Genomic DNA, 26,680 nt, shown 5'->3' on the forward strand with positions numbered 1-26,680 from the left:
CCACCGACCTCCACAAGCACCGAAATTTGCGCTTACGACCTGCTTCTTGCTCTCTTTCTTGTCGCCGGGCAAGGTGTCCCCGTTTTATGGTCGGCATGACCCGGACTCTGGACCTCAGCCGCGACCTCTACGCCACTGCCCAGCGTTACATCGCAGGCGGCGTCTCCAGCGACGCGCGCCGTACCGCGGGTGTGCCGCTCTACGTGGACAGGGCGTCAGGAGCCAGGCTCTGGGACGTCGACGGCAACGCCTACATCGACTATGTGCTCGGTCAGGGCCCCGCGCTGCTGGGCCACTGCCCGCCGGCCGTGGTGGAGGCCGTCACCGCGCAGGTGGCCCGCGGCATCGTCTACTCCGCCCAGCACGCGGCGGAGGCCCGCGTCGCCGAGCGGTTGTGCGCGATGGTGCCTTCGGCGGAGCGGGTCCGCTTCAACACCGTCGGCTCCGAGGCCGCGCACGCCGCGTGGCGCCTGGCGCGCGGCTTCACGGGACGTCCCAAGATCCTCAAGTTCGAGGGCCACTACCACGGCTGGCTCGACCCGGTCCTCTACAGCGTGCACCCGTCGCTGGACGACGCGGGACCGCAGGACCACCCCCGCGCCGTCCCCGGCACCGCGGGCCAGCCGCCCGCCGCCGACCTGGTGATCTGCCCCTGGAACGATCTGGACGCGCTCAGCGGTCTCATGGACGAGCACGCGGGACAGATCGCCGCCGTCGTCGCGGAGCCGGTGCTCTGCAACACCGGCGCCATCGAGCCGGCTCCCGGCTACCTCCAGGGAGTGCGCGAGCTGTGCGACCGCCACGGCAGCGTGCTGATCTTCGACGAGATCATCACCGGTTTCCGGCTCGCTCCCGGCGGTGCCCAGGAGTACCTCGGAGTCAGTCCCGATCTGTCGGTCTTCGGCAAGGCGATGGCGGGCGGCATGCAGGTGTCCGCGTTGGCAGGGCGGGCGCTCGTGATGGACGCCATCTCCTCGGGCAAGGTCGCGCATGCGGGGACGTTCAACTCCCAGCCCGTCGGCATCGCCGCCGCCGAGGCCACCCTGCGCATCCTCGACGAGCGGCGTGAGGAGGTCTATGGCACCCTCTACGCCCGAGGCCGGCAGCTCATGACCGGACTGCGCGGGGCCGCGGCCAAGGTTGGTGTCCCGATGCTGGTGGACGGGCCCGGGCCGGTTTTCCAGACGTACTTCACCGACGCGCCCGCGGTGCGGAACTACCGCGACTTCGCCAGGACCGACCGCGCCATGATGGCCCGTCTACACGCCGCGCTGCTCGACCGCGGGGTCAACATGGTGCCGCGAGGGCTGTGGTTCCTGTCCACCGCTCACACCGAGGCGGACGTCGCCGCCACCGTCGAGGTCTTCGAGGACGCGCTTCGGTCCCTTCCGCTCGGTTGAGATCACCAGTGCCACGCCGGCCAAGATGACCAGCCCGCCGAGGATCACCTGGGTCGTGATCGGCTCGTGCAGTACGAGCGCGCCCAGCGCGACGGCCACGGCCGGGTTGACGTACGCGTAAGTGGACACCAGCGAGATGGGGGCGTTGCCGAGCAGCCAAGAGAACGCGGTGAACCCGATCAAAGACCCCACCACGATCAGGTAGGCCAGCGCCAGCCAGGATCTGGTGGTGACGGCCGACAGATCGAGCCGCTCGCCGAGCCCGGTGCCGAGCACCAGCAGTCCGGCACCGCCCACGACCATCTCGACCGCGCTGGTGGCGAGCGCGTTGGCGGGCATCTGGATCCTGCTCGACAGGAACGAGCCCACGGCCCATGACACCGAGGCGAGCAGCACCACCACGATCCCGGCGCCACTGCCGCCCTCGGCGCCGGTCAGCGACAGTGCCCCGACCCCGCCGAGCCCGACCAGCACGCCCGCGAGCGTGAGCGCCTTGGGGCGGTCGCGCACGGCGAACCTGAACACGACCAGCCACAGCGGCACCGAGGCCACCAGGAGCGCTGCCAGCCCCGTGGAGATGTACTGCTCGGCCACCGCCAGCATCCCGTTGCCCAGGGTCAGGAGCAGCACGCCCACGAGAGCTGCGCCGAGGAACTGCCTGCGCGACATCCTGAAGACCGTCGGCCCCGACCGCACCAGCAGGAAACCGGCAAGCAGGGCGGCGGCGGTGATGAACCGCAGGGCCCCGCTGAGCATGGGCGGTATCGACTCGATCGCGATGCCGATCCCCAGATACGTCGAACCCCACACCACATAGACGATCGCCAAGGCGCCCCAGACCAGGAGAGGAGCCCGGCTGTCAGGTGTGTTCACAGTCATGGCTCATGACCTTACCGGGGGACACCGACAAAATGCCCGCGAGTATCGGACTCTGGACTCTGGCACGATATTAGCGACAGGCGGCATTCGCGCCACTGTCGGTGCACGCACCCACCTGGCAGGCTCCCTTCAGACCCGAAAGGAGCCACATGTCCGCCGCCGTAACCCACTTCACCGCCCGCCTGACCTTCGAGACCGACGTCGCCGACGTGGCCGCCGACCTGGCGGCTGCGACCCCCGACTTCGTCGTGGTCGACTCCCGCAGCCAGGAGAGCTGGGACCAGGGCCACATCGAGGGCGCCGTCCACCTCCCCACCGCCGAGATCGCCACCCGAGCCGCCGCACTGATCCCGAGGAGCAGCCTGGTGGTGACGTATTGCTGGGGCCCAGGCTGCAACGGCGCCACCCGCGCGGCCCTGGAATTCGCCAAGCTGGGCTACGAGGTAAAGGAGATGCTCGGGGGCTTTGAGTATTGGGCCAGAGAGGGCTTCCCGGTGGAGACCGCCTCCGGAATCACGCGCCGCGAGGTGGACACGCTGACGGCCCCCGTACGCGGAATAGTTTGCGGCTGCTAATCGCGGCATTAGGCCCCGCCGATCGGCCCGCCCAGCACCCCCACAGCCCCGCGCAGCGCCCACTCTGGCGCGCAAGGGCATGCCGGAAAAGATTGGTGCCCCCGTCCGAATCCTGTCGATCGGGGGCGTCCGTGAACATACCCTCATCGACGCGGGTCAACCAACAAGTTCACAAGAGTCAATGACCAAGTTCCCAGACTGACAGGGCCCGTCAATTTCACCCCGTAACCGGCCCCCAAGCCGCCGTAGCGGCGGCCCGCCGGTGAACGGGTCAGCAGCGTCTCCCTGGACAGAGCCCAGCCCCGTACGGCGGTTGGCGCTGCGTTGGCTCGCCGTAACAAATGGTGTTGATGGCGGGCCAAAGGCCCGCGCGTGGAACGGCGGGCCGGCATGAATCATGAGGCCCGCCACCGGAGACCGAGGCAGCGGAACACGAGGCCCGCCACCGGAAACACGGCGGCGGATCATGAGGCCCGCCACCGGAAACGGGGTGGCGGAACACGAGGCCCGCCGTCCACGGATATGGACGGCGGGCCAGCGGGCCTCAAGACAGACGACCAGACATCATCGCGGACCGAGCTTCTCCACGATGAGCCGATACAACTGCCTCGGACGACCCGGTTGCGGCGTGCGGTTGGGCGGTAGCGGCCACGCGAGTCCCTCGTCAACCAACGTGCGCAGCAACCGCCGAGCCGTGCGAGGCGTGACACCGAGCATCTTCCCCGCGCCTTCCGCGTCGACCACCGTGTCGCCGCCTTCCAGCTTGGCCGCCAGCCGGGCCAGTACCTCCACCCCCTTCGGCTTGAGTGCGGTGGATCCGGTCGGCGGCATGCGCGGGGCCGGGATGAGCGCCCGCCCCTCGCGATCCACCGCGAACCCCTGTGCCTGTTTGCCGGCCTGCGTGCGCGCCAGCGCAGCCCGCGCGTGTGACTCCGCGTCGTGCGTCGTGCGCCCCATGCCCACGCCGACCTCGACCGCCAGCCCCAGCTCGTCCCTGATCCTGGCCGCGAACGGCAACACCCTGAACCCGTCCGTGGCCGCCGCGATCGACCCCCTGGTCGCGGTGACCAGGTAGCTGTGATCGTCGATCGGCCAGACGGTGGCGTTGATCCGGTTCGCCTCCTGGACCAGGAGCCGGTGCAGGGACAGCCGCAGCTCGTCGCGCCAGTAGCGGGGCGCGGCGCGGCGCACGGGTTCGCGCAGCGTCGGCACCTCCACCAGCACCACGGTCAGTTGCGACTCCTCCAGCCGGTGGTGCGCGCCGAGCAGCGCCGCTGTGTGCAGCGCCGTGCGCACCGCCGCGGAGGTCGGCCTGATCCTGATGACCGGCACGCCTGCCGCCTGCAGCCGCTCGGCCACGGCGGGCAGGCACGTCAAGGCTCCCGTGGTCGCGCCCTGCCGGGCCAGGCGTTCGTGGTAGGCCGCGATCGTGCCGGTGGCGCCCGGCTCGTCGCGGCTGTGCACGTCCGTGGCGGGAATGCCGAGGTCGGTGTACGCCTCCTCGACATCGGCCCGGCTCACCACGTCGATGCTGACCCGCTGGGGGTCCATGCGGGTGTCGAGCGCGGCCTTGGCCAACGCCGCCACCAATGCTGCTCCACCGAGTTGGACGTACGTCGCGGGCATCGTCAGCACACCGGAACGCCTGGCCAGGTCATAAGGGACCGGGCTGGCGAACAGGCATGCGTCGACGCCGGGCCCGAGCCGCGTCACTTTGTCCGGCGCCTCCTGCTCGTCGCGGTAGGCGGCCGCCACTAGGCGACACGGCAACGGCGCCGCGGCGTGACCCATCAGCATGACCCGCTCCACCAAGTCGTGGGGTCCGACCACGCCAATGGTGAGGTCCGGTGTCATTGCGCCCGGGCGTGACACTCGGGGAGTTTCTTCGGCCCTCTCGACCAATGTTCGTCCCATCCTGCCATCCGTTGCAGTGCTCTCTTTTGGAACGATCGCTCGCGGGGGCCGAAATGTCACGCCCGACTTTTCCGGAAAGCCGTTCAGGATGCCCGCCCGACTAGAGGTCTCAGCAGCTCAACGCGGTTTTACGCGCGATTTTTAGTGTTCGGAAATCTCTCGTGTAATGTCCGCGCCGAGCGCACGCATTCGTGCGGCGAGATGTGCGTGACCGCGATCGATCAGGTATCCCGAGTCGATCACCGTCTCGCCGTCGGCCGCGAGGCCCGCGAGCACGAGCGCGATGCCCGAGCGCAAGTCGTGCGCCGTCACCCGGGTGCCGGTCAGCGGCGTGCGGCCGCGCACGACGGCCCGGCTGCCGTCCACCTCGACGTTCGCCCCCATTTTGTTGAGCTCGCCGGCCAGCGCGAACCGGCCGTCGAAGATGCGCTCGTGGATGTAGCTGGTGCCGTCGGCCAGCGCCGCGACCGTCATCATCGGGGACTGCAGGTCCGTGGCGAAGCCCGGGTAGGTGTCGGTGATGATGTTGATGGGCCGCAGCTTGCCCTCGGAGCGCACGTGCAGCACCGCGCCCTGCCGGGCGAACTCGACGCCCATCTGCTCCAGCTTGTAGCGCACCACGCCCAGGTCGAGGCCGGTGCCCACCAGGCTCAGCTCACCCCCGGTGATCGCCGCCGCCATCGCGAACACGCCCGCGTCCAGCCGGTCGGGCATCACCGTGTGCTCGACGGCGTGGAGCTCGTCCACGCCCTCCACGGTGATGAACCCGGTGCCGCCGCCGCTGATGCGCGCGCCCATTTTGGTGAGCATGTCGATGACGTCGAGCACCTCGGGCTCCAGCGCCGCGTTCTCGATCACGGTCGTGCCCTTGGCCAGGGCGGCGGCCATGATGAGGTTTTCCGTGCCGGTGTGGGACGGGGTGTCGAGGTAGAGAGTGGCGCCGGTCATTCCGGACACCTTGACGTGGATGACCGTCTCGCCCTCGTCCACGATCGCGCCCAGCCGCTTGTAGCCGAGATAGTGGAAGTCGAGGTTGCGGCTGCCGAGATTGCAGCCGCCGACTCCCTCGATGATCGCCTCGCCCAGCCGGTGCAGCAGCGCGGGGGTGAACAGGACCGAGCCGCGGAAACGCCTGGCGATCTCGGCGGGCAGCACCGGGCTGTCCAGCTTGGAGGCGTCGATGACCAGCGTGCGCTCTGACTCGTGCAGCTCGACGTACGCGCCGATGGCCTCGGCCAGCTCCACGGCGCGGCGGACGTCCTCAATGATCGGCACGTTGCGCAGGACGGTGCGGCCCTTCGCGGCGAGCAGAGCCGCACCGATCATGGGTAGCACGGCGTTCTTCGCGCCCTGGATGAACGCGGTTCCGCGCAGTGCGTTGCCACCGCGCACGCGGTAACGGACCATTCGTGCGGCTCCTTGAAATCAACGGTGAGGCTTGATCGGGCCAACAGTAGTCGCTAACACCACATGACCCAGCCGAATCATCCGCTAAAGGGAGTCCCCGTGAGCCGCTCATATGCTTCTAGGTATCGCTGCCTGGTCTGCTCGATCACGTGATCGGGGAGCGAAGGTGGGGGGTTTCCGGAGTCTTTGTCCCATCCGGATTCGGGTGAGAGGAGCCAATCCCGTACATATTGCTTGTCAAAAGACGGTTGAGTCCGACCTGGCCGCCACTCGTCGGCCGGCCAGAACCGCGAGGAATCTGGAGTCAGCACCTCATCGCCCAGTGTCAGCACGCCATCGGCGTCCCAGCCCAGCTCGATCTTGGTGTCGGCCACGATGATGCCGCGCTCGCGGGCGATCTCCGCGCCACGCGTGTAGACGGCCAGCGTGATCCGCCGCAGCTCCTCGGCGGTCTCCGCACCGACCTCGGCCACGACCTGCTTGTACGAGATCGGCTCGTCGTGCTGCCCCACGGGCGCCTTGGTGGACGGCGTGAAGATCGGCTCCGGCAGCCTGGACCCGTCCTCCAGCCCGTCCGGCAGGGGCACGCCGGAGACCGTGCCGCCGGCGCGGTATTCGTTGAGCCCGCCGCCCGTCAGGTAGCCCCGCGCCACGCACTCCACCGGCACCATCCGCAACGGCCGGCACAGGACGCTGTGCGGGTCGTCGCCCCGGGCCACGATGTGGTTGGGCACGACGTCCTTGAGCTGGTCGAACCACCACAACGACATCTGCGTGAGAATGGCGCCCTTGTCCGGGATGTCCGGCTGCAACACGTAGTCGAAGGCGGAGATCCGATCGGAGGCGACCATCAGCAGCAGGCCGTCCTCGGTCTCGTAGAGATCGCGGACCTTGCCGGAGTGCACGAGCTTCATCGGGCGATGTCCGTCCTGTAGTGCGAGCCGCGCAGCTTGATCCGGCCGACGAGGTCATAGGCCGCCTCGCGCGCACTCTCCTGGTCGGGCCCACTGCCGACCACGTTCAGCACCCGGCCGCCGTCGGAGACGACGTCGTCGTCGGCCCACTTGGTGCCGGCGTGCAGCACGTACGCGTGCTCGGTCTCCTGCGGCCCCGTGATCACGTCGCCCTTGACCGGCGCGACCGGGTAGTTCTGTGCCGCGATCACGACGGTCACCGCGGAGCCCTCCTTGAACACCGGGTCCAGCCCGAGCTCGCCCGTCGCGCACGCCATCAGCAGCCCGCCCAGCGGCGTCTCCAGCCGGTCGAGCAGCACCTGCGTCTCCGGGTCCCCGAAACGGGCGTTGAACTCGACCACCTTCGGCCCCTTCGAGGTCAGGGCGAGACCCACGTAGAGCACTCCCTGGTACGGCAGTCCGCGCCGCGACAACTCGGCGATCGTCGGATGCACGACCTCCCGCATGACCTGCTCGGTGAGCCCTTCCGGCGCCCAGGGGAGCGGTGTGTAGGCCCCCATGCCACCCGTGTTGGGCCCCCCGTCGCCGTCGTGGAGCCGCTTGAAGTCCTGCGCGAGCTGCAACGGCACGGCGGTGCTCCCGTCGCACAGCGCGAACAGCGACACCTCGGGGCCGTCCAGGTATTCCTCGATCACCACCCGGTCGCAGGTCAGCGCGTGCGCCAGCGCCTGCTCGCGGTCATGGGTGACCACCACGCCCTTGCCGGCCGCCAGGCCGTCGTCCTTGACCACGTAGGGTGCCCCGAACGCGTCGAGGGCGGCCGCGGCCTCCTCTTCGGTGGTGCACACCCGGGCCCGCGCGGTCGGCACGTCGGCCGCCCTCATGATCTCCTTGGCGAAGGCCTTTGACCCCTCGATCATGGCCGCCTCGCTGGAGGGCCCGAAGCAGGCGATGCCCGCCTCGCGCACGGCATCGGACACGCCGGCCACGAGCGGGGCCTCCGGTCCGACCACCACGAGATCGACCCGGAGCCGCATGGCCAGCTCGGCCACCTGCGCCGGATCGAGGGGATCGACGGGATAGACGGCCGCGAACCGCTCGATGCCCGGGTTGCCCGGGGCGCAAAGGACCTCGCTGACCTGGGGATCGAGCTTGAGCGAACGACATAGGGCGTGCTCACGCCCTCCGGAACCAATGACTAGAACGCGCACACGCTCCATTGTCGCAGGCCCGCGGCCAGGCGCAGGCTCTGGCCTCCAGGACACCACATGCCGGAACAGGCGACAATCTTTGTCGAGTTCTACCTGAACGGCGAGCGCTTGGGCCGGTATCGTCGGTTAGGTTCAGTCGCCTGTGGTAAGTTAAGGCGGCTTTACGGCGTCTCTAGCGATTGGAGGTGGTCCGGGATGAATCCTGGTGATCCCAGCAGTACGTGCTTTGCCACGTACTCCCCGCATACCCCCGACCACTCCAATCCGGCAGCCTGATCGTGCCTCCACGCATGTGTGTTGATTGAGGTGACTTTTCATCGCGCGTGGAGCGTGCCATGTCGGGCGGAAAGGGACTGCCATGCGCTCGTCCACGCTTTTCCGTCGTATCAACCGTCACCCCGTGCCGTCGCGCGCCGCGCACCAGTTCGCCAAGCCGGCACGTGAGATCTGCGTGCCCCCCGTCGACTCCATCGTCGAATTCGGCGCCTACGTCCAGGGCAAGAAGGTCTCGGCGACCGGCATCGTGGAAGCGCTCGAGCACGTGCGCGAGCACAACAAGGCCACTGAGGGCGCCAAGGCGTTCGTCTGGGTGGGACTGCACGAGCCGGAAGCCCCCGAGGTGGAGTGGTTGTCGGAGGTGTTCGGTCTGCACCCGCTGTCCGTCGAGGACGCCGTCAAGGCGCACCAGCGCCCCAAGGTCGAGCGATATGGCGATTCGCTGTTCATGGTGCTGAAGACCGTCGCCTACCTCGACCACGACGAGCTGACCGCCAACAGCGAGATCATCGCCACTGGCGAGATCATGGTGTTCCTCGGCGTGGATTTCGTGGTGACGGTGCGGCACGGTGAGCACTGCCCGCTGACCGTGGTGCGCGAGCGCCTTGAGGACAAGCCCAAGTTGATGAACCGGGGTCCGGCCGGCGTGCTGCACGCCATCTCCGACCACGTCGTCGACCAATACCTCCAGGTCGCCGACCTCATGCAGATGGAGCTCGAAGAGGTCGAGGCCACCGTGTTCGCCGACGTCAGCTCCCGCGACATCAACCGGATCTATCAGCTCAAGCGGGAGATGCTCGAGATGAAGCGGGCCGTCACCCCGCTGCAGGCCCCCTTGTCCGCCTTGCCCCAGCGCCGCGTGATCCCGTCGGAGATGCGGGAATACTTCCGCGACGTCGGCGACCACCTGTCCAGGGTGTGTGAGCAGGTGGAGTCCTCGAACGAGCTGTGCAGCTCGATCCTGCAGGCCGCTCTGGCCCGCTCGAACGCGCTGGCCAACGAGGACATGCGCAAGATCTCGTCATGGGTGGCCATCCTGGCCGTGCCCACGATGATCGCCGGCGTCTACGGCATGAACTTCGACTTCATGCCGGAGACCAAGCAGGTCTGGGGTTACCCGGCGGTGCTGGCCCTCATGGTCACCGCCTGCGTGCTGCTGCACCGCGGCTTCCGCAGGAACGGCTGGCTGTAGCTCCGGAGACCGGGCGCGGACCGCAGAGGGCTCGAGCGCTGACGGGCTCGCGGTCAGACGCCTACGGGCTTGAGCGGACCGACCGGCGCGGGCAGCTCGAGCCCGCGCTCACGCCACACCTTCCGCAGGCGATCGGGATAGTCGGTCACGATCCCCGCCACCCCGAGATCCAGCATCCGTCCGGCCAATCCCGGCTCGTTGACCGTCCATACGGCCACGTCGAGTCCCGCCGCGGCCGCCTGCGCCATCAGCGCCTCGTCCACCATGACGTGCTCGGGCGAGAGCGTGGTGGCCCCAGCCGCGCGCGCGGCGGCGGGAATGTCGTCTCCCAGGCCGCCCTCGTGCCAGTGCAGGGTGTCCAGCTCGATGAGCGCGAACCGGCGCGTGCCCGGCGCGATCTCGGCGGCGTGCCGCAGGATGCGCCAGTCGAAGCTCAGGATGGCCACGTTGCCCAGCCTGCCGTGCCGGTCGAGCTCGTCGATGACGAGCTCGGTGAACATCTCGGGATCCGGCGTCAGCTCCGGTCTGGTGGGATCCGACTTGAGCTCGACATGCAGGCGTACGCCCTCCGCCTCGTAGGCGTTCACCAGCCCCAGCACCGCGCCCAGCGTCGGCATCCTGGTCTCCGGCATGGCGGCCTGCGTCAACGCGAAGGGGTCGTCGAGATGCCGTGGCCACCGTACGCCCACGTCGAGCATGCGCAGCTGGGCCAGGGTGAGCGCGTTGATCGGCTTGCCGACGTAGGGGTAGAGCGGATCGCCGGCACGCAGCGGCCGCGTGTCGGCGCTGGTGACCGCGGACACCGTGAGATCGTGCGTGAGCACGAGGCGCCGATCGCCGGTGAGCGCCACGTCCAGCTCGAGCGCGTGAACGCCGAGCTCCATCGTGCGGCTCATACCCGGCAGGGTGTTCTCCGGCCAGAGACCCCGCGCACCTCGGTGACCATGAATCTCAACGCGCACACCCGGACCCTACCTGCCACCGGGCACGTCTAGGCGGTGCCACGCCGTGTCCTTTTTATCCTGCTACGCCCCATCGTGCGGTAACCGGCGGACAATAGGCTGTTCTCTATGACGGAGGTTCTCAAACCCGCCCATTCCCCAACAGTCCGGGCATGGGTCGACGGCTGGGTCATCTCCCGCAACACGCCACGCCCCGTACGCGAACCGTGGGGGCTGCGCGTGGACGTCGGCCTACCCGGTCACGTGGCCCGCCACATCGTCCCCGCCCCCACCCCGGAGGTCCTCCACCACCTGACCACGACGCTGACGAGGCCCGGCACCTGGCTCAAACTCTGCGCCCCCGCCGAGGCCGTCGCTTCCTACCTGCCTCCGGCCTGGACGGTCAAGGACCGGGAGTTCATGATGACCGCCCCCTTGGCCCGCACCGCGACCCCGCAGGCCCCGCCCGGCTACACCCTGGCCATCACCACCAGGGCCGGCGTCACGGCGGCCCGGCTCCTGACGGCCGCCGGCGAGGTCGCGGCCCGCGGCCAGGTCGCCGTGGCGGGCTCGGCCGCCGTGGTCGACCAGGTGGAAACGGCCGCCGGCCACCGCCGCCGCGGCCTCGGCACGATCATCATGAACACGCTGGCGTCGACGGCCGCCTCCCGGGGGGCGCGGACGGGCATCCTGGTCGCGACCTCGGACGGCCAGGCCCTGTACGAAACGGTGGGCTGGACCCTCCACACCCCGATGACCGCCGTGGTGTTGACCTGAAGGCCTGAAGTTACCGACATCTTTGTCGCCGACATCGACGTCGCCGACAAAGATGTCGGTTACCCTCACCTCATGGATTTCGTCGGCCGAAGAGATCAGTTGCGCACACTCCAGGAGTGGTGGGAGGAGACCCATCCGCGCCCGGCGCTGCTCTGGGGGCGCCGTCGGGTCGGCAAAACCGCCTTGCTGCAGCACTTCGCCAGGGACAAGCGGGTGATCTTCCATACCGGCGGTGGCCGGACCCCACTCTGGGAGTTGAAAGAGCTGTCCTCGCGGATGGCTTGCGTCGTTCCCTCGGCCACGCGTGACCTCGCCACCCGGCCATACCAGACCTGGGACGAGGTCTTCGACCACCTTGGCAGGCAAGCGGCTGAGGAGCCTCTTCTCCTGATCCTCGACGAATTCCCCGAACTCATCGCCACAGCCCCCGAGCTCGAGGGCGTGCTCCGTGCCTTTCTCGATCATTCGCACGGCCACAGCCGCCTGCGGATCATCGTCTGCGGTTCCGCCGTACGGACCATGCAGTCCATCCAGGAGTACCGAGCACCCCTTTACGGGCGTTTCGACCTCACCATGCAACTGCATCCCTTCCGGCCTCATGAGGCCGCCGAGATGCTGCCGGAGTTGTCACCATCGGATCGGGCACTGGTCTACGGCATCGTTGGCGGCATGCCCCTCTACCTCTCCTGGTGGCGACCCGACCTCTCGGTCGAGCGCAATCTCGCGCGGCTGGCCTGTCATCCCGACGCCAAGATGATCCGAGAGGGCGACCTGGTCCTGGCGACGGAGGCAGGAAAGGGCATCCACCTGTCGGCGACACTCCAAGCCATCGCCGAGGGCTACACCAAGCACAACGAGATCGCCGACGCCATCCGGGCGGACCCGACCAGGACTCTCAACGATCTCCTCGCACTGCGTCTCGTGGAGCGCATTCAGCCCGTCACGGAGACCGGACGCAGCCGCCGCAAGATCTACCGGATCGCGGACAACTTCCTGGCCTTCTACCTCGGTGTCCTCTCGCGAGTCATGCCCGAGATCGATCGCGGGCTCGGCGAGACGATCCTTCCCGTGCTCATCGACTCCTTGAACGACCATCTCGGCGGCGCCTGGGAGGAGGCCTTCCGCGACCACCTCCGGCTACGGGCCGCCGAGATAGCGCCGGACGTCGTGGCCGTCGGACCATGGTGGCAGGCGGACGGACAGCACCAGATCGACGCGACGGTCCTCGTCGGGCGCTCCCGCCGGCCCACCATGGTCGGTGAGGCGAAATGGGCCAGGAACGTGAACGCGGCCAGGATCATCACAGGGCTGGCTGGGAAGGCCGCCAACCTGACCAAGGACATAGAAGGGCTTCGATTCGCGGTTTGCGCGCGGGACGAGATCACCCATGCGCCTCCGGACACGCTGTGCGTGACGGCGGCCGACATCTTCGCCCATCCAGCCTGAGAGCCATCCCTGAAGGAGCGGGGCTGGTCAACCGCCTCTGATGTCCGTTTTGCTAGGGTTCTGGCCTGATATGGGCACAGTTGGGGCTTTCTGGCGAGCAAGGGTCGGCAGGTATGTCGTCCACTCTCGCGAAGTGACGAGTACTTCTACAGCGAGCAAGGCCGCGCTGCGCGAGCTGTCCGTGGTGCCCGCACCGCGCTAGGGATCATTCCTTGAGCGAGCGGAGCATCGGGGGGTGGAGGAGCTCGGCGGGGCCGCGGCGGTAGAGCTTGGCGGGGCGGCCGCCGTCGCGGGTCGTGCTGGCCCCGGTCTCCACCAGGAAGCCCTCCGCCTTGGTGACCTTCCTGTGGAAGTTTCTGGGATCCAGGGGGCGGCCCCAGACGATCTCGTACACGCGACGCAGGTCCGCCACCGTGAACTCGGGCGGGCAGAACGCCGCCCCCAGCGAGGTGTACTCCAGCTTCGCCCGGGCCCGCTCCACACCATCGAGCATGATCCGGCGGTGGTCGAAGGCCATGACCGTGAGGGCGTCCACCGGCTGCCAGCTCATGTGCGCCTTCTCCGAGGCCGGCAGGTCCGGGGCCAGGCCGAGGTAGGCGACGCTCAGGACCCGCTGGCGGGGGTCGCGGTCCGGGTAGCCGTAGGTCTGGAGCTGCTCCAGGTGCACCGGCGCGCCCGGGAGTCCCGCCCGCTCCGCGAGGATGCGGCGGGCGGCGTCCGGCAGGTCCTCATCCAGCTGGATGAAGCCGCCCGACAGTGACCAGCGCCGCAGGAACGGCGGGTTGTCGCGGCGCCACACCAGGGCGCTCAGCGCGTGGTTACGCACGGTGAGGACGACCAGGTCGACGCTGACCGGGACGCTCGGGACCATGACCGCACGGTACACGTAGTTAGGTGTGAGCCGCGAAACGCCCGTCAGGTCGCGATGCGCACGTGTAAGGGTTCGGTCGCGGCCTGGCCCGAGGGGGCCTTGACCGTGATCCTGACCCACTCCCCGGCGGGCACCTGGGCCCAGTCGAACGGCACCCAGGCGGTGGACATGCCTTCGGGCAACTCCTCGAGCGGGTTCTCATCCAGCCAGCCCACCGCGGACACCACCAGGTCCTTGGCCCCGCCCGACCACTGGATGGTGATCGTGCCGTCCTTGAAGTTGTAGCCGCGGACCTCCACGCCGTCCTGGATGTCGCGCGCGCGCCTGATCGCGTCCACCGCGATCGGGCGTTGCCAGTCCGAGGTGATCTCCTCTTCGAGCGAGGGCTGCCCGCACGTCATGAAGTCGCTCCACATGTAGGAGACGACCTTCTGCACGTAGCGTCCGGCCATGGTGACCGCCTGGTCCAGGCGTTTCTTGTCGGTCTTGCCGCGCGTGCCCTGAGGCGTACAGGGCTGCTCGCCCGACGGCTCGAACGCCTCCACGTTCGCCCACAGCTGCACCTGGTAGCCGGCCTGGATCATCTCCTCACGGGCCAGCGCCATCTCCCGGTAGTAGTCGCGCGTGGACCCGTGGTACGCGGTCCCGTACGTGGACTCCCCGACCACCGGCCGCAGCCGCTCGTCCACCTCGGTGTCTCGCTCGTCGGGCCAGAACAGGCCCACCTTGCCCGTGCCCCGGCTGTCCTGCGGGGCGATGATGCCGACCCCGGTCTTGGCCAGCTCCTTGAACGCCTCGGCCACCTGCTTGGGCGTCTGGCCGAAGCCCACCCGCCGGCGCGCGTCCATGTAGGGGCTGATCAGGATGGGTTTGCCGGGCAGCTCCTGCTCGACGATCGTGTGCTGGTCGGCGTACACCTCGAGCGTCGGGTTGGAGGCCAGCGTGGCCGACATCTGGACCTCGAACGGCTGGTAGACGCCGCCCAGCGAATCACGGTCGGCGAAGCGGTCGCCGTAGTCCTGCAGGATGCGGCGCGTCAGCGTGGTCAGCGCGCCCAGGTGGTGCTTGTACGCCCTGATCGGCGTGTTGGGGTCGCGCGGGGCCAGCGGCAGCGCCGGGAAGATCCGGATGCCGAACTGGTCACCCAGGTCGAGCAGCTGGGTCAGGCTGTCCTTGGGCGAGCCGGCCACCAGGATGAGGTCGTAGGAGCGGCCCTTGCTGGAGAAGTCGCAGGTGGCGTCGTCGGAGCCGTCCGGCTGGGTGATGATCCGGAAGTAGGTGCGGTTGCCCGCCTGGATGCTGTGCTCCATCTCCGGGCAGCGGAAGACGTTCTCCCCGAACGACTCGTCGGTGCGGTAGACGTACGTGCGGCCGATCCTGCTGTCCGGGTGGGCCTTCCTCAGGTCCCGCTCGGCGGCGTCGCGGCAGGTCAGGCCGTCCTCTTCGCAGGGCTTGTAGAGCGAGTCGAGCTCGCCGTCCCTGGTCAGGATCTCGCCGTCGTCGGACACGGGGCGGAACTGCAGGCCGTAACCGATCCTGATGATCGTGTCACCGCCGACGTCGTGGATCTCTTTCAGCTGGGTGCGCCAGGTGCAGGGGTTCGACTTGGGCATGATCCAGTAGCCGGTGACGGCGTACGGGGCCCTCTCCTTGGTCTCGAACGTTCCACAGTCGTCGGTGAACTCGCTCACCTGCGGGGTCGGCTGGTCCGACGGCGGCTGGGACGCGGCCGGGCTGCTCGCCTTGGGGGCCGGCTCGTCCGACGACTCGGGTAGGACGATGACCACAGCGGCGACCACGGCCAGGACGACTGCGCCCACGACGAAGAAGAGCCAGCGCACGTGCGGCAACCCGTTATCGCTTGACCCCGGCCCAGGACTCCAGCTGGGCCACGAAGCGCTTCGCCGAGTTGGGCCAGTGATGATTGGCGCGAGCCGCCGCGTAGCCGCGCGCGCCCTGCGCCCGCCGCTCGCGTACGTCGTCCCGTAACGTCAGCACGGCCTGGGCGACGGCCTTGGGGTCCTGCCAGGGCACCACGACGCCGCTGTCGTAACGCTCGACGAGCTCCACGGCACGCGGCGAGGGAGTGGTGATGACGGGGATGCCGTGCGCCATATACTCCACGATCTTGGTGGGCATCGAGTGCCGATAGTTCGGCTCGTCGTGCAGCAGCGACAGCCCGGCCAGCGCCCCGTCGAGCCGTTTGAGCGCCTCGTCGTTGGGCATGAAGTCGCGCCACTCCAGCACGCCTTCGGTGACGGCCTGGTTGAGCATGGGGCGGCTCTGCGGGTCGGCATAACCGATCAGCTCCACGGCCACTCGGTACGGCTGCAGCAGCTTGGCCACCTCGACCGCCTCGATCACGCCCCTGGCCCTGGACAACCAGCCGAGGTAGACCACCCGGTCGTCGCCGGGCGGCGTCACGGAGTCGGGCACCCACGTCTCGTTGGGGACGATCGGATGGGCGTGCTTGAAGCGGCCCGCGTACGCCGTCTCGGCCAGCATCAGGTGCAGGTGACGCTCGGCCGTGCCCTCCAGCAGGCGGGCCAGGAACCGCACCGGCGGCCGCAGCAGCGAGGGCAGCCAGGGCTTGAGCGACAGCGTGGCCGGCGTGTCCTCGTGCACGTCCCACACCACGGGCGGTCTGCCGCGCATGCCCCACACGGCGAACAGCAGCTCGGGGTCGTGGACGAGGACGAGGTCGACCTTGTCGCGCATGCGCTTGAACACCCGCCGCGCGGCCCACGTCGCCGAGATCCGATTGCGCTGGGCCGCCCTCGGCAGGTCCACCCCGGTGACCCAGGGACGCGGGACGACGCCGAAGGCGGTGAAGGCGGCGGCATACGTGACCTCATGACCGGCATCCACGAGGGCACGGATCTGCCGATGCAGGATCCGAGCATCCTCGGGGTTATGCACCACCGTCATGACGAGCACGTGCACTGCGCGCAGCCCTCCGTCGCTACAGCCGCTCGACGCGTTCGCCCTCGGCGAGCACGCCGCGGGTGTCGAGCACGAGTCTGGCCTTCGCCTCGACCATGTCGAGGTCGAACGCGGCGTGCTGCTGCAGCAGCAGCGTCACGTCAGCGTTGACCACGGCCTCGGCCAGGTCCTCCTCACGCGGCACCGGGGTGCCGTCTACCGACCACTCCTTGACGTACGGGTCCGCGAACGAGAGCTCGGCGCCCAGTTCCAGCAGCGCACGCGCCACCGGCAGGGCCGGGGTTTCCCGTTCGTCGGCGATATCCGGCTTGTACGTGACGCCGAGCATAACGACTCTGGCGCCGTTCACGGGCTTCTTATGCCTGTTCAGCAGACGCTGGACACGGGCCACCACGTAGGACGGCATCCGCTCGTTGATCTCCTGCGCCAGCTCCACGAACCTGAACGGATAGCCCAGCTTGCGCACGGTGTACGACAGGTACGACGGGTCGACGGGGATGCAGTGCCCGCCGACGCCCGGCCCCGGCAGGAACTTCTGGAAGCCGAACGGCTTGGTGGCCGCCGCCTCGATGGCTTCCCACAGGTCGATCCCCAGCTCGTCACAGAAGATCGCCATCTCGTTGACGAGCGCGATGTTGACGTGCCGGTAGGTGTTTTCCAGCAGCTTGGCCATCTCGGCCTCGCGGGTGCCGCTGACCGGCACCACCTGCTCGATGAACTGCGCGTAGAAGTCGGTCGCGCGGTCCCGGCAGGTCGCGGTGTAGCCGCCCACGACCTTGGGTGTGTTGCGCAGGCCGAATTTGGCGTTGCCCGGGTCGATGCGCTCGGGCGAGAAGGCCAGGTGGAAGTCCTGGCCGGCGACCAGCCCCGAGCTCTCCAGCAAGGGCCTGGCCACCTCGTCGGTGGTGCCCGGCCAGGTGGTGGACTCGAGCACGACGAGCGTGCCCTTGCTCAGGTTGCGGGCGACGGCCTTGGTCGCGCCCTCCACGGCGGACAGGTCCGGCCGGTGGTCCTCATCCAGCGGAGTGGGCACGCAGATGACGATCGTGTTGCTCCGGGTCAGCACGGTCTCGTCGAGCGTGGCGCTGAACCCGTGGGCCAGCATGTGCTCGAGGTCGGCGTCGGTCAGATCATCGATGTAGGACCGGCCGGCGTTGAGCGCGTCCACCTTGGCGGGGTCGACGTCCACGCCGACGACGCGCAGCCCGGCACCCACTGCCTCCTTGGCGAGCGGCATGCCGACGTAGCCCAGGCCGATGACAGCCAAGTCTATTTCTGTCACAGCTGTGCCTTTGGGGGCCGGAAACAACACTTCATGGTGGCAAAGGTTATCTCAAGTCCACCTAGCTCACGCCTAATGCGACGGAAACCGTCACAAGAGACAGGCAACTTGAAGGTCATCATTCAGCCAAGGATCGGTACAGAGCTTGATAAGTCTCGGCAACGCGGCTCCAGGTGCGCTTCGCGGCCACTTCGGCGCGACCCGCCTCCCCCATCTCGGCCCGCCTGGCGGGGTCCTCCCTGAGCCCGGCGATGGCCTTGGCGAGCGCCTCGGGATCGCCCGGCGGCACCAGCAACCCGGCGCCGTCGGAGCCGACAAGCTCGGACAGGGCCGGCAGATCGCTGAGCACCACGGGCTTTCCGAGCGCCATCGCCTCGACCGGTTTCAATGGCGTAACAAGTCGGCATACCCGCAGGTCCTCGCGCGGGCAGGCGAAGACGTCGATGGCGTCCTGCGCCTGCAGCGCCTCCTCGGGCCCGACCCTGCCGGGCAGGATGGCGTCGCTCAGGCCGAGCTCGCCGACGAGCTCCAGGAGGTTGTCGCGCTCGGTGCCGTCGCCGACGATGAGCACCCGGACCGGCGTGCCCTGGTCACGCAGCAGCGCGGCGGCCCGCAGCAGGGTGGCGAACCCCTCGTAGGCCACGATGCTGGACACCGAGCCGACGACGACCTCGTGGGGCTTGATGCCGTACGCGTCCCGGAACGAGGCGCCGTCGTAGTGGGCCGTCAGAAGCGAGTCGTCCACCGCGTTGGGCGCCAGGTGGATCTTCTCCCTGGGCACGCCGCGCTCGACGATCTCGGCGGCCATGGTCTCGGCCAGCGTGACCACCGCGTCGGCCTCGCGCATCAGGAACGCCTCGCGCTCGCGCTGGAGCACGTGCCGCTCGCTGCCGACCCTGATCGGGTCGCGGGAGGCCCAGGTCTCCTCCAGGAAGCCGCGTACCTCGTAGACGAACCGCGTGCCCGTGCGGTCGCGCACGGCGTGCGCGACGGAGCCGTTGCGGTGGTCGGTGGCGGCGTGCAGCACCTGCGGCCGCAGCTGGGTGACGAGCTTGGTGACCGCGTCGGCGCCCCTGATCATGCGCCCGCGCATCTCGAACGGCACCTCGCCGTGCCCGTCGGGCAGCAGCCGGTAGTAGGGGATGCCGTCGAGCTCCTCGAACGGCGGCGCGTCCGCGTGCCCCTGCATCATCGGCCAGCCCCAGCTCGTGACCACGTGCGGGTCGAGCCCCGCGGCCTTCTGCGAGGTGACGATGCGGTGGGTGCGGACGGTGTAGCCGGCCTGCGTATACGGCAACGCGTTGGTGACCAGGTGCATGACCCGGCCCTGGACCCGCTCCAGTATGGCCACCTTGGGCCCGGGCGGGATCGGGTTGGGGCTGATGGCGCCTAGCTCGCCCCGGTAGTAGGCGGCCCTGCGCTTGACGAACGGGTATTTGGTGTGGGCCTCGAGCACGGCGGCGGCCTGGCTGACCCGGCCGGCGTCCCAGTGCTCCTTGGCCTCGTTCCACGGCCCCTTGATCACGCGCATGCCGAGCTTGCGCACGATGTGCCGGGCCCTGCGCGCGGCCGGCCAGGCCAGACTGCCCACGATGGGGCGCAGCCGGGGCGGGAGCGCGTCGGCGGCGGCCTGGGCCACGCGGACGGGATCGGACTTGACCTTCGTCACGACGACGCGGGTGACGATGATGGGGTGCTGGACGAAGCCCTTGAGAAGTCCACCGACGCCGGCACGGGCGGACTTCGCGGAAACCTTAGAGGAGTCTTGACGACTGGCGTCGGATGCCACGCCGTGACCGTACCATAGGCAACGCTTTTTCCCTTCCGCTATGAAAGGCGAGGTCAATGAGGGAGAACCCCCTGGTCCTGCACGTTTTGGGTGCTCGTCCCAATTTCGTGAAAGCGGCTCCGGTGGTGCGGGCACTCGGTGAACTCGGCGTGCGGCAGGGCATCATCCACACTGGCCAGCACTACGACGCGCTGATGTCCGACGTCTTCTTCGCCGACCTCGGCCTGCCGGATCCGGTGGCGAACCTGGGGGTCGGCTCGGGCAGCCACGCCAAGCAGACCGCGGCCCTGCTGGTCGGCCTGGAGGAGGTCGTCCAGGAGCACGATCCCGACCTCGTCGTGGTGTACGGCGACGTGAACTCGACGCTGGCCGCGATCCTCGTCTGCGCCAAGCTGGGCGTGCCGACCGCGCACGTGGAGGCGGGGCTGCGCTCGTTCGACCGGGGCATGCCCGAGGAGGTCAACCGGGTGGTCACCGACGCGCTGGCCGACCTGCTCTTCGCCACCTCCCCCGAGGCGCTCGCCTACCTGTCGGCCGAGGGGGTGCCGCCGTCCAAGGTGCACCTGGTCGGCAACCCCATGATCGACAGCCTGTTCTCCGCTCTGCCGACGCTGGACCCGGCGCCCGTGGTGGCGCGGCTGGGCCTGCCGGCTCGCTATGCCGTCGCGACGTTGCACCGCCCCGCGAACGTGGACACCGCCGAAGCCGCCAAGGAGCTGGTCGAGGCCGTGCTGGAGGTGTCGCGGCAGACCCCGATCGTGATTCCGGTGCATCCGCGCGGCAAGGCGCGGCTGGCCGAGGCGGGCCTGGTCGACGGCGAGACCATCAAGGTCATCGAGCCGCTCGGCTATGTGGAATTTCTCTCACTGGTCCGCGGCGCCGCTCTGGTGGTCACGGACTCCGGCGGCGTGCAGGAGGAGACGACCATGCTCGGCGTGCCCTGCCTGACGCTGCGGCCCAACACCGAGCGGCCGATCACGATCACCCATGGCACGAACCGGCTGGTCACGCCCGCCCTTCTGCCCGCGGCCGCGGAGAAGGCGCTGGCCGACGGCGCCGCCACGCCGGCCGGGGAGCTGCCGGTGCTCTGGGACGGCAAGGCGGGCCCGCGGATCGCCACGGTGATCGCGGCCTGGCTGAAGGGCGACAACCTGGCACCCGCTTCCCAGGCCAAACGCCCCGAATAGCCTTCGCTTCCGACGTAACATGACAACCTCCTCCGCTGAGCGATAGGCGTACCACCATGGCCGATACCCCCGAGCCCCCTGCATTTCAAAGACTGGGACCCGTCAACTGGCTGCCCGAGGAGCGCAAGCTCGTCGAGCGCTACGAAGCGGAGGTCAGGGAGCTGCGGCGGCGGCTGGAGATCGCCGAGGCCAAGGCCGCGTACGCCACGTGGAAGCTCGAGGCCACGCAGGCCAAGCGCACGTTCAAGCTGGGTGAGGCCCTGGGCTCCAAGAGCCCGGGGAAGATCATGGAGGCGGTCCGCTCCAAGGAGAAGGCGCCGAAGCCGCCGATCCCCGTCACCGAGGCGACCCAGATCGCGAACAACCGGCCCCCGCTGGTCGAGGTGCCGCCGGTGAAGTGGCCGGCCGGGCCGGTGAACCGGCCGGACCTCAAGGTCGCAGTGATCCTGGACGACTTCTCGAGGATGGCCTTCCGCTACGAGTGGGACCAGATCGAGTTCGGGCTCAAGGACTGGCCGGAGATCTTCGCGGAGAAGCGGCCCGACCTACTGTTCTGCGAGTCGGCCTGGCATGGGAACCAGGGCCGCTGGCGCTACCAGATGACCGGCACCAACGCGCCCAAGGAGCCCCTGCGCGATCTGGTGGCCTGGTGCCGGCAAGAGGGCATCCCAACGGTTTTCTGGAACAAGGAAGACCCGCCGAACTTCGACTTCTTCATCGACACGGCCAAGTTGTTCGATTACGTGTTCACCTGCGACGGTGACATGGTGCCCAAATATCGGGAAATTTTGGGACACGACCGCGTTGATGTGCTGCAGTTCGCCGCCCAGCCTCGTGTGCACAATCCGATCCAGCAGAAGCAGGGCCGGCTGCACGACGTGGTGTTCGCCGGGATGTACTTCCGCGACAAGCACCCCGAGCGCCGCGAGCAGATGGAGACCGTCCTCGACCCGGTACGCGAGCTGGGCCTGCACATCTTCGCGCGCAACGGCGAGGTGGACGAGAAGTACGCCTGGCCGGAGAAGTACCGCCCGCACATCGTGGGCGAGCTGCCGTACGACCAGATGCTGGCCGCGTACCGGATGTACAAGGTCTTCCTCAACGTCAACTCGGTGCTGGACTCGCCGACCATGTGCGCGCGGCGGGTCTTCGAGCTGTCCGCCTGCGCGACGCCGGTCGTGTCGGGGTGGTCGCGGGCGATCGAGGAGACCTTCGGCAGCCTCGTTCCCATCGCGCGGGAGCCGATCGAGTCGTACAACCAGGTCCTGCACCTGATCAACAGCCCCGAGCTGCGGGCCAGGATGGGGCACCTGGCGATGCGCGAGGTGTTCGACAAGCACCTGTTCTCCCACCGCGTGGACCAGATCCTCCAGGACCTCGGGCACCAGGTGACGCCCAGGACCCGGTCGATCTCGGTCGTGCTGCCCACCAACCGCGCCTCCCAGATCGAGCACGCGATCTCGTCGGTGGCCCGGCAGATCCACCGCCCGCTGCAGCTGATCATGGTGCTGCACGGCCTCGACATCGACCCCGTCGTGGTCGCCGACAAGGCCCGCATGGCGGGCATCACGGACGTCACGGTCCTGCCCGCCGACGCCTCGCTGTCGCTCGGCGCCTGCATGAACCTGGGCATCGCGGCCGCCGAAGGCGACCTGATCGCCAAGATGGACGACGACAACCTGTACGGCGAGCACTACCTGTCGGACCTGGTCCGGGCGTTCGACTATTCGGACGCGGAGCTGGTGGGCAAGGGTGCGCACTACGCGTACTTCGAGGGCAGCGACACCACGATGCTCCGGCTGCCCGGCCTGGAGCACCGCTACTCGTTCCTCGTCCAGGGCGGCACGTTCCTCGGCAAGGCGGACATGTTCCGCTCGTACGGGTTCGCGGACATCACCCGGGGCGAGGACACCGAGCTGGTGCGGCGGCTGAAGGCGGACTCCGTCAAGATCTACTCGGCGGACCGCTTCAACTTCGTCTACTGGCGCAGCGCCGACGCCTCGATGCACACCTGGCAGGCGGACCACATCAAGCTGACCCGCAACGCCCAGTTCTCGTTCGTCGGCCGCCCGGACGCCCACGTCCTGATCTGAGCCCCCGGGGGTTCCCTTCAGCGAGACCCGGAGAAGTCAGGGTCGGGTCAGGGACGGCTCGGGGGCGGGGCCGGATGTGAGCAAGGGGGGCACAGCGGGAGAGTTGCGGCATGACCGCAGCAAAGAGGCTCTTTCCGCTGATCGCCTGTGGATCGATCATGTTCGCGGTGGTCGCGGTGGTGGTCGGGCAGTTCGGCCCCGACCCTTACCTCGACCCCATGAACGTGACCGTCAGCGAGTACGCCGTGTCGGACCGCGGGGGCGTCACGGAGGTCGCGATGGCGGTCCTGGGGATCGGGTCCCTGGCGTTGCTGGCGGGCCTCAGAGCGGCGGGGGCGCCCGTCCGGGGGATGCCGGAGCGGTTGCTGATGGTGTGGTCGGGGGCGCTCGTGGTGGCCGCGATCGTCCCGACCACGCCGATCGGCATGGACCTCGACCTGGCGGCGCAGATCCATCGGTACGCGTCCGTGGCGGCCTTCATCAGCCTTCCGGCGGCCGGGGCGCTGCTGGTCCCCCGGCTGGCCGCCAATGCCGACTGGAAGCCCGTGGCGCGGGCCGTGGAGTGGGTGGCGCTGGCCGGGGGGTTCGGGCTGCTGGCGATCACGTACGTGGCCCTGCCGGGCGAGCGGGTGATGATCGGGCTCGTGGAGAGGCTGCTGCTGGGCGCGGAGGTGGCGTTGCTCGCCGTGCTGGCGGCCTGGCTGGTGCGGCTCGCCTGGCGGCGGAGGACATCGCCAAACCAGGTCGAGGCCCTAAAAATCCCGACATATCACAGATTTATCGCTAGTCGATCTTAAAACCATGCGTTCGGATGCTATTCTCTCCCGCGATCTTCTATCCGGGAGCAGGTGTCATGGCATCGGGCAGATCCATCCGATTCAAGATCTCGACGCTGCTCGTCATCCCCTTGGTCTCCCTGGTCGCGCTCTGGGGCTTCGCCGCGAGCACCACGTCGGGAGAGGCGCTCGACCTGCTCAAGGTCGAGACGATCTGGACCGGTGTCATCAATCACGCCGACGGTCTGACCGGCAATCTGCAGGCCGAGCGGCTGGCCTCGGCCGAGCGGATCGCCGGTGCCGTCACGGACCCGGACGCGCTGAGCAAGGCACGGGCCAAGGTCGACGCGAACAGGAAAGACCTGACGCAGCAGGCGCAGTCGCAGGACACGCAGGACGCGCTCTCGCTGGACATGAAGAACCAGCTCCAAAGCGTGTTCGCGGCGATCGACCGGCTCCCTGACATCAGGCGCAAGGTGGATGAGCGCAGCCTCACCCCCGGCGGTCTGGTGACGGAGTACGCGAAGATCTCCGATGAGGTCCACCTGCTCTACTCCCGGCTCACGATGGGCACGGACGTCGAGCTCTCGCTACAGGCGCAGGGCCTGATCGCCGCCGACGAGGTGCGCGAGCTGCTGAGCCGCGAGCACGCCCTGATCATCGCCGCGAACGGCCAGGCGAACATGCGCGATGTCCACATGCTGGCGGGGATCGACGGCGCCCGCACCTACCTCTTCCCGAAGGCTCTGGCCAACCTCGACAGCGAGCTGCGGGCCCCGTTCGAGAAGATCTACTACTCCTCCCGGTACGTCACCATGGAGAACCTGGTGGAGGGCTACGTCTCCGGGCAGCCGCTGGACGTCGAGCTCTGGCGGGGCGTAGCCGACCAGGTGCAGAAGGAATATCAAGAGGCCATCTGGCGCACCGGCGACAAGCTGCTGGCCAGGATGGAGCCCGCCGGCATCGCCATCGTGGTGCGGGCCGCCATCGCGGGCGCGGTCGGCCTGATCGCGGTCATCTTCTCGATCTTCATCTCGGTCCGGGTCGGCCGCAGGATCACCCGCGAGCTGGCGACGCTCCGCCGTACCGCTCTCGACCTGGCCGAGATCAGGCTGCCCGACGTCGTGGCCAAGCTGCGCAAGGGCGAGAGCGTCGACATCGAGGCCGAGGCGCCGCCCATCAAGGTGGCCCGCAACGCCACCAGCGAGGTCAGCGACCTGGCCGCGGCGTTCGACAGCGTGCAGAGCACGGCCGTCGACGCGGCCGTCGAGCAGGCCAGGATGCGCGAGGGGCTGTCCGAGGCGCTGCGTAACTTGGCGCGGCGCAGCCAGTCGCTGCTGCAGCGCCAGCTCAAGCTGCTCGACGAGATGCAGAACCAGACGGAAGAGCCCGAGGCCCTGGAGCGGCTGTTCAAGCTCGACCACCTGACCACCCGCATGCGCCGCCACGCCGAGGGCCTGGTGCTGCTGTCCGGCGGTTCCGCGGGCCGCAGGTGGCGCGGCGTCATCCCGATCGAGGACGTGCTCAGCGGCGCCGCGGCCCAGGTGGAGGAGTACACCCGGGTCCGCGTCTACCCGATGACCGAGTGCGGCGTCTCCGGCACGGCGGTGGCCGACCTCATGCACCTGTTCGCCGAGCTGATCGAGAACGCCGCCGCCTTCTCCTCGCCCAGCAACGAGGTCTCGGTACGCGGCGAGATGGTCGGCAGGGGCTTCGCCGTCGAGATCGAGGACCGCGGCCTCGGCATGGACGAGGCCACCCGGAGGATCATCAACGAGCGCCTGGCCAGCCCGCCGGAGTTCGACGCCGCCCAGACCGAGCGGCTCGGGTTCGCGGTGGTCGGCATGCTCGCGGCCCGGCACGGCATCAAGGTGACGCTCAAGCCCTCGCCGTACGGCGGCACGACCGCGATCGTGCTCGTCCCGGGATCGCTGGTCGAGCCCATGGCGACCCCGGTGCAGCCGCTGGAGTTCGAGTCCATCTCCGTGTCGGTGGTCCGGCCGGAGACCACGGGGCCCGGCGACTTGCCGCGCCGGGTCCGTACCGCCAAGCGCGGCGGGGGTCCCGCGCTGCCACAGCAGGCGCAACCCGCCGAGCTCGCGGAGCGGGAGCGGCCGACCGGCCTCCCGCAACCTAATGGGACGACCGGCCTCCCGCAGCGTAATGGGACGACCGGCCTCCCCCGCCGCGAACGGCACGAGCACCCCGACGAGCAGACAGGCAGGCCGGCCGCCGAACGGCAGACGAGCCTGCCCCGCCGCCAGCGGCAGACCAACCTGCCGGAGCGGCTTCAGCAGCAGCCGCCCCCCACCCCGCCCGCCGAGGAGCGTTCGCCCGAGGAGGCCAGGGCATTGCTCTCCTCGCTCCAGTCCGGCTGGCAGCGCGGGCGGCAGGACAGCGACCAGGATGGGGGATCTCAGCCGTGAGCCGCGAGCACGAGTGGGTCGATGAGGAGGCGGGACCCGTCGTCCGGCCGTACGCGGTCGCGCGCGGGCGCACCAGGCCCGCGTCCTCAGCGCTCGACCTGCTGGCGACCGTCGTCGCGACCGGGTTGCCCGCCCCGTCCCACGCCGAGCTCAGTGCTCAGCACCGGAGGGTGGTCAGCTGCGTGTCGGGCCAGGGCAAGCCCGTCGCCGAGCTCGCCTCGGAGGTGGGCCTGCCGGTCGGCGTGCTACGGGTGCTGCTGGGTGACCTGCTGGAGCACGGCCTGGTCTCGGTACGCCCGCAGCGCGACCAGGCGTCCACGGCGACCGAGAGCCTGCTCCGTGAAGTGATCAACGGCCTCAGAGCGCTCTGACGCCGACCTC

General features: G+C 69.0%; 20 protein-coding genes and 1 pseudogene. 10 read left to right on the forward strand and 11 right to left on the reverse strand.

From position 1 onward, the window contains the following. Positions 1-95 precede the first annotated feature (95 nt). Positions 96-1,325: pseudogene (locus ACTWQA_RS32655) on the forward strand (aspartate aminotransferase family protein); the annotation flags it as partial. Here the strand turns inward: ACTWQA_RS32655 and ACTWQA_RS32660 are convergent. Next, the gene (locus tag ACTWQA_RS32660; RefSeq protein WP_443162847.1) at positions 1,260-2,279 is read right to left on the reverse strand and encodes an EamA family transporter; all 1,020 of its coding nucleotides are present in this window, start codon (positions 2,277-2,279) and stop codon (positions 1,260-1,262) included. The pseudogene ACTWQA_RS32655 and the gene ACTWQA_RS32660 overlap by 66 nt on opposite strands. A gap of 149 nt (positions 2,280-2,428) precedes the next feature. On the opposite strand from ACTWQA_RS32660, the gene ACTWQA_RS32665 reads away from it, so the two are divergent. Beyond that, positions 2,429-2,854 carry a rhodanese-like domain-containing protein gene (locus ACTWQA_RS32665; protein WP_443162848.1) on the forward strand — a complete coding sequence of 142 codons (426 nt, stop codon included), beginning with the start codon at positions 2,429-2,431 and terminating at the stop codon, positions 2,852-2,854. 564 nt (positions 2,855-3,418) lie between these two features. On the opposite strand, the gene ACTWQA_RS32670 is transcribed toward ACTWQA_RS32665, so the two are convergent. From ACTWQA_RS32670 to purD, 4 genes are all read right to left on the reverse strand, one after another. Continuing rightward, positions 3,419-4,708 (reverse strand): GTP cyclohydrolase IIa, encoded by a 1,290-nt coding sequence (locus ACTWQA_RS32670; protein WP_305914182.1) that lies wholly within the window; start codon positions 4,706-4,708, stop codon positions 3,419-3,421. A 201-nt stretch (positions 4,709-4,909) separates the two neighbouring features. Further along, entirely contained in the window at positions 4,910-6,175 is a 1,266-nt protein-coding gene (gene murA, locus ACTWQA_RS32675; RefSeq protein ID WP_305914183.1) for a UDP-N-acetylglucosamine 1-carboxyvinyltransferase, read from the reverse strand. 77 nt (positions 6,176-6,252) lie between these two features. Beyond that, a complete protein-coding gene (locus ACTWQA_RS32680; RefSeq protein WP_443162849.1) occupies positions 6,253-7,089 on the reverse strand; it encodes a phosphoribosylaminoimidazolesuccinocarboxamide synthase in 837 nt (278 codons plus the stop codon). Next, the gene (purD, locus tag ACTWQA_RS32685; RefSeq protein WP_327586521.1) at positions 7,086-8,300 is read right to left on the reverse strand and encodes a phosphoribosylamine--glycine ligase; all 1,215 of its coding nucleotides are present in this window, start codon (positions 8,298-8,300) and stop codon (positions 7,086-7,088) included. The genes ACTWQA_RS32680 and purD overlap by 4 nt, the downstream gene beginning before the upstream one ends. 400 nt (positions 8,301-8,700) lie before the next feature. Between purD and corA the strand changes: the two genes are divergently transcribed. Next, on the forward strand, positions 8,701-9,768 hold the full coding sequence (gene corA, locus ACTWQA_RS32690) for a magnesium/cobalt transporter CorA (protein WP_327586522.1): 1,068 nt from the start codon (positions 8,701-8,703) through the stop codon (positions 9,766-9,768). A 53-nt stretch (positions 9,769-9,821) separates the two neighbouring features. Here corA and ACTWQA_RS32695 read toward each other — a convergent pair whose 3' ends face one another. Further along, positions 9,822-10,730, reverse strand: a complete 909-nt coding sequence (locus tag ACTWQA_RS32695; RefSeq protein WP_443162850.1) for a glycerophosphodiester phosphodiesterase family protein — start codon at positions 10,728-10,730, stop codon at positions 9,822-9,824. Positions 10,731-10,838: 108 nt separating this feature from the next. Between ACTWQA_RS32695 and ACTWQA_RS32700 the strand changes: the two genes are divergently transcribed. Then, the gene (locus ACTWQA_RS32700; RefSeq protein WP_443162851.1) at positions 10,839-11,486 is read left to right on the forward strand and encodes a GNAT family N-acetyltransferase; all 648 of its coding nucleotides are present in this window, start codon (positions 10,839-10,841) and stop codon (positions 11,484-11,486) included. A 72-nt stretch (positions 11,487-11,558) separates the two neighbouring features. Then, complete coding sequence (locus ACTWQA_RS32705) at positions 11,559-12,932, forward strand: ATP-binding protein (protein WP_443162852.1); 1,374 nt, start codon at positions 11,559-11,561, stop codon at positions 12,930-12,932. Positions 12,933-13,137: 205 nt separating this feature from the next. Here the strand turns inward: ACTWQA_RS32705 and ACTWQA_RS32710 are convergent, their stop codons facing one another. The 5 genes from ACTWQA_RS32710 to ACTWQA_RS32730 form a co-directional block, all read right to left on the reverse strand. Then, positions 13,138-13,803: an NUDIX hydrolase gene (locus ACTWQA_RS32710; protein WP_305914161.1), complete on the reverse strand. Its 666-nt coding sequence runs from the start codon at positions 13,801-13,803 to the stop codon at positions 13,138-13,140. A gap of 44 nt (positions 13,804-13,847) precedes the next feature. After that, positions 13,848-15,644 (reverse strand): DUF4434 domain-containing protein, encoded by a 1,797-nt coding sequence (locus ACTWQA_RS32715; protein ID WP_443162853.1) that lies wholly within the window; start codon positions 15,642-15,644, stop codon positions 13,848-13,850. A gap of 13 nt (positions 15,645-15,657) precedes the next feature. Beyond that, positions 15,658-16,746, reverse strand: coding sequence for a glycosyltransferase (locus ACTWQA_RS32720; protein WP_443162854.1), 1,089 nt, complete (start codon positions 16,744-16,746; stop codon positions 15,658-15,660). A 19-nt stretch (positions 16,747-16,765) separates the two neighbouring features. Continuing rightward, positions 16,766-18,028, reverse strand: a complete 1,263-nt coding sequence (locus ACTWQA_RS32725; RefSeq protein WP_443162855.1) for a nucleotide sugar dehydrogenase — start codon at positions 18,026-18,028, stop codon at positions 16,766-16,768. A 118-nt stretch (positions 18,029-18,146) separates the two neighbouring features. Next, complete coding sequence (locus tag ACTWQA_RS32730; RefSeq protein ID WP_443162856.1) at positions 18,147-19,817, reverse strand: glycosyltransferase; 1,671 nt, start codon at positions 19,815-19,817, stop codon at positions 18,147-18,149. A gap of 56 nt (positions 19,818-19,873) precedes the next feature. On the opposite strand from ACTWQA_RS32730, the gene wecB reads away from it, so the two are divergent. The 5 genes from wecB (at position 19,874) to ACTWQA_RS32755 (ending at position 26,670) form a co-directional block, all read left to right on the forward strand. After that, positions 19,874-21,004, forward strand: a complete 1,131-nt coding sequence (gene wecB / locus ACTWQA_RS32735) for a non-hydrolyzing UDP-N-acetylglucosamine 2-epimerase (protein ID WP_443162857.1) — start codon at positions 19,874-19,876, stop codon at positions 21,002-21,004. A 56-nt stretch (positions 21,005-21,060) separates the two neighbouring features. Continuing rightward, positions 21,061-23,097: a glycosyltransferase family protein gene (locus ACTWQA_RS32740; RefSeq protein ID WP_443162858.1), complete on the forward strand. Its 2,037-nt coding sequence runs from the start codon at positions 21,061-21,063 to the stop codon at positions 23,095-23,097. A 110-nt stretch (positions 23,098-23,207) separates the two neighbouring features. Further along, positions 23,208-23,894, forward strand: coding sequence for a DUF998 domain-containing protein (locus tag ACTWQA_RS32745; protein WP_443162859.1), 687 nt, complete (start codon positions 23,208-23,210; stop codon positions 23,892-23,894). Between the two features lie 56 nt (positions 23,895-23,950). Further along, positions 23,951-26,299 (forward strand): sensor histidine kinase, encoded by a 2,349-nt coding sequence (locus ACTWQA_RS32750; RefSeq protein ID WP_443162860.1) that lies wholly within the window; start codon positions 23,951-23,953, stop codon positions 26,297-26,299. Next, on the forward strand, positions 26,296-26,670 hold the full coding sequence (locus ACTWQA_RS32755) for a DUF742 domain-containing protein (RefSeq protein ID WP_327586534.1): 375 nt from the start codon (positions 26,296-26,298) through the stop codon (positions 26,668-26,670). Before ACTWQA_RS32750 ends, ACTWQA_RS32755 begins: the two co-directional genes overlap by 4 nt. Positions 26,671-26,680: the final 10 nt, after the last annotated feature.

The organism is Nonomuraea sp. 10N515B (assembly GCF_052245915.1).
GTDB lineage: Bacteria > Actinomycetota > Actinomycetes > Streptosporangiales > Streptosporangiaceae > Nonomuraea.

Coding starts and splice junctions, on each gene's coding strand:
- ACTWQA_RS32750 (WP_443162860.1), top strand. CDS start 23,951: ATGGCATCGGGCAGATCCATCCGATTCAAGATCTCGACGCTGCTCGTC.
- ACTWQA_RS32710 (WP_305914161.1), bottom strand. CDS start 13,803: ATGGTCCCGAGCGTCCCGGTCAGCGTCGACCTGGTCGTCCTCACCGTG.
- ACTWQA_RS32660 (WP_443162847.1), bottom strand. CDS start 2,279: ATGACTGTGAACACACCTGACAGCCGGGCTCCTCTCCTGGTCTGGGGC.
- ACTWQA_RS32740 (WP_443162858.1), top strand. CDS start 21,061: ATGGCCGATACCCCCGAGCCCCCTGCATTTCAAAGACTGGGACCCGTC.
- ACTWQA_RS32705 (WP_443162852.1), top strand. CDS start 11,559: ATGGATTTCGTCGGCCGAAGAGATCAGTTGCGCACACTCCAGGAGTGG.
- wecB (WP_443162857.1), top strand. CDS start 19,874: ATGAGGGAGAACCCCCTGGTCCTGCACGTTTTGGGTGCTCGTCCCAAT.
- ACTWQA_RS32670 (WP_305914182.1), bottom strand. CDS start 4,708: ATGACACCGGACCTCACCATTGGCGTGGTCGGACCCCACGACTTGGTG.
- ACTWQA_RS32680 (WP_443162849.1), bottom strand. CDS start 7,089: ATGAAGCTCGTGCACTCCGGCAAGGTCCGCGATCTCTACGAGACCGAG.
- murA (WP_305914183.1), bottom strand. CDS start 6,175: ATGGTCCGTTACCGCGTGCGCGGTGGCAACGCACTGCGCGGAACCGCG.
- ACTWQA_RS32665 (WP_443162848.1), top strand. CDS start 2,429: ATGTCCGCCGCCGTAACCCACTTCACCGCCCGCCTGACCTTCGAGACC.
- ACTWQA_RS32700 (WP_443162851.1), top strand. CDS start 10,839: ATGACGGAGGTTCTCAAACCCGCCCATTCCCCAACAGTCCGGGCATGG.
- ACTWQA_RS32745 (WP_443162859.1), top strand. CDS start 23,208: ATGACCGCAGCAAAGAGGCTCTTTCCGCTGATCGCCTGTGGATCGATC.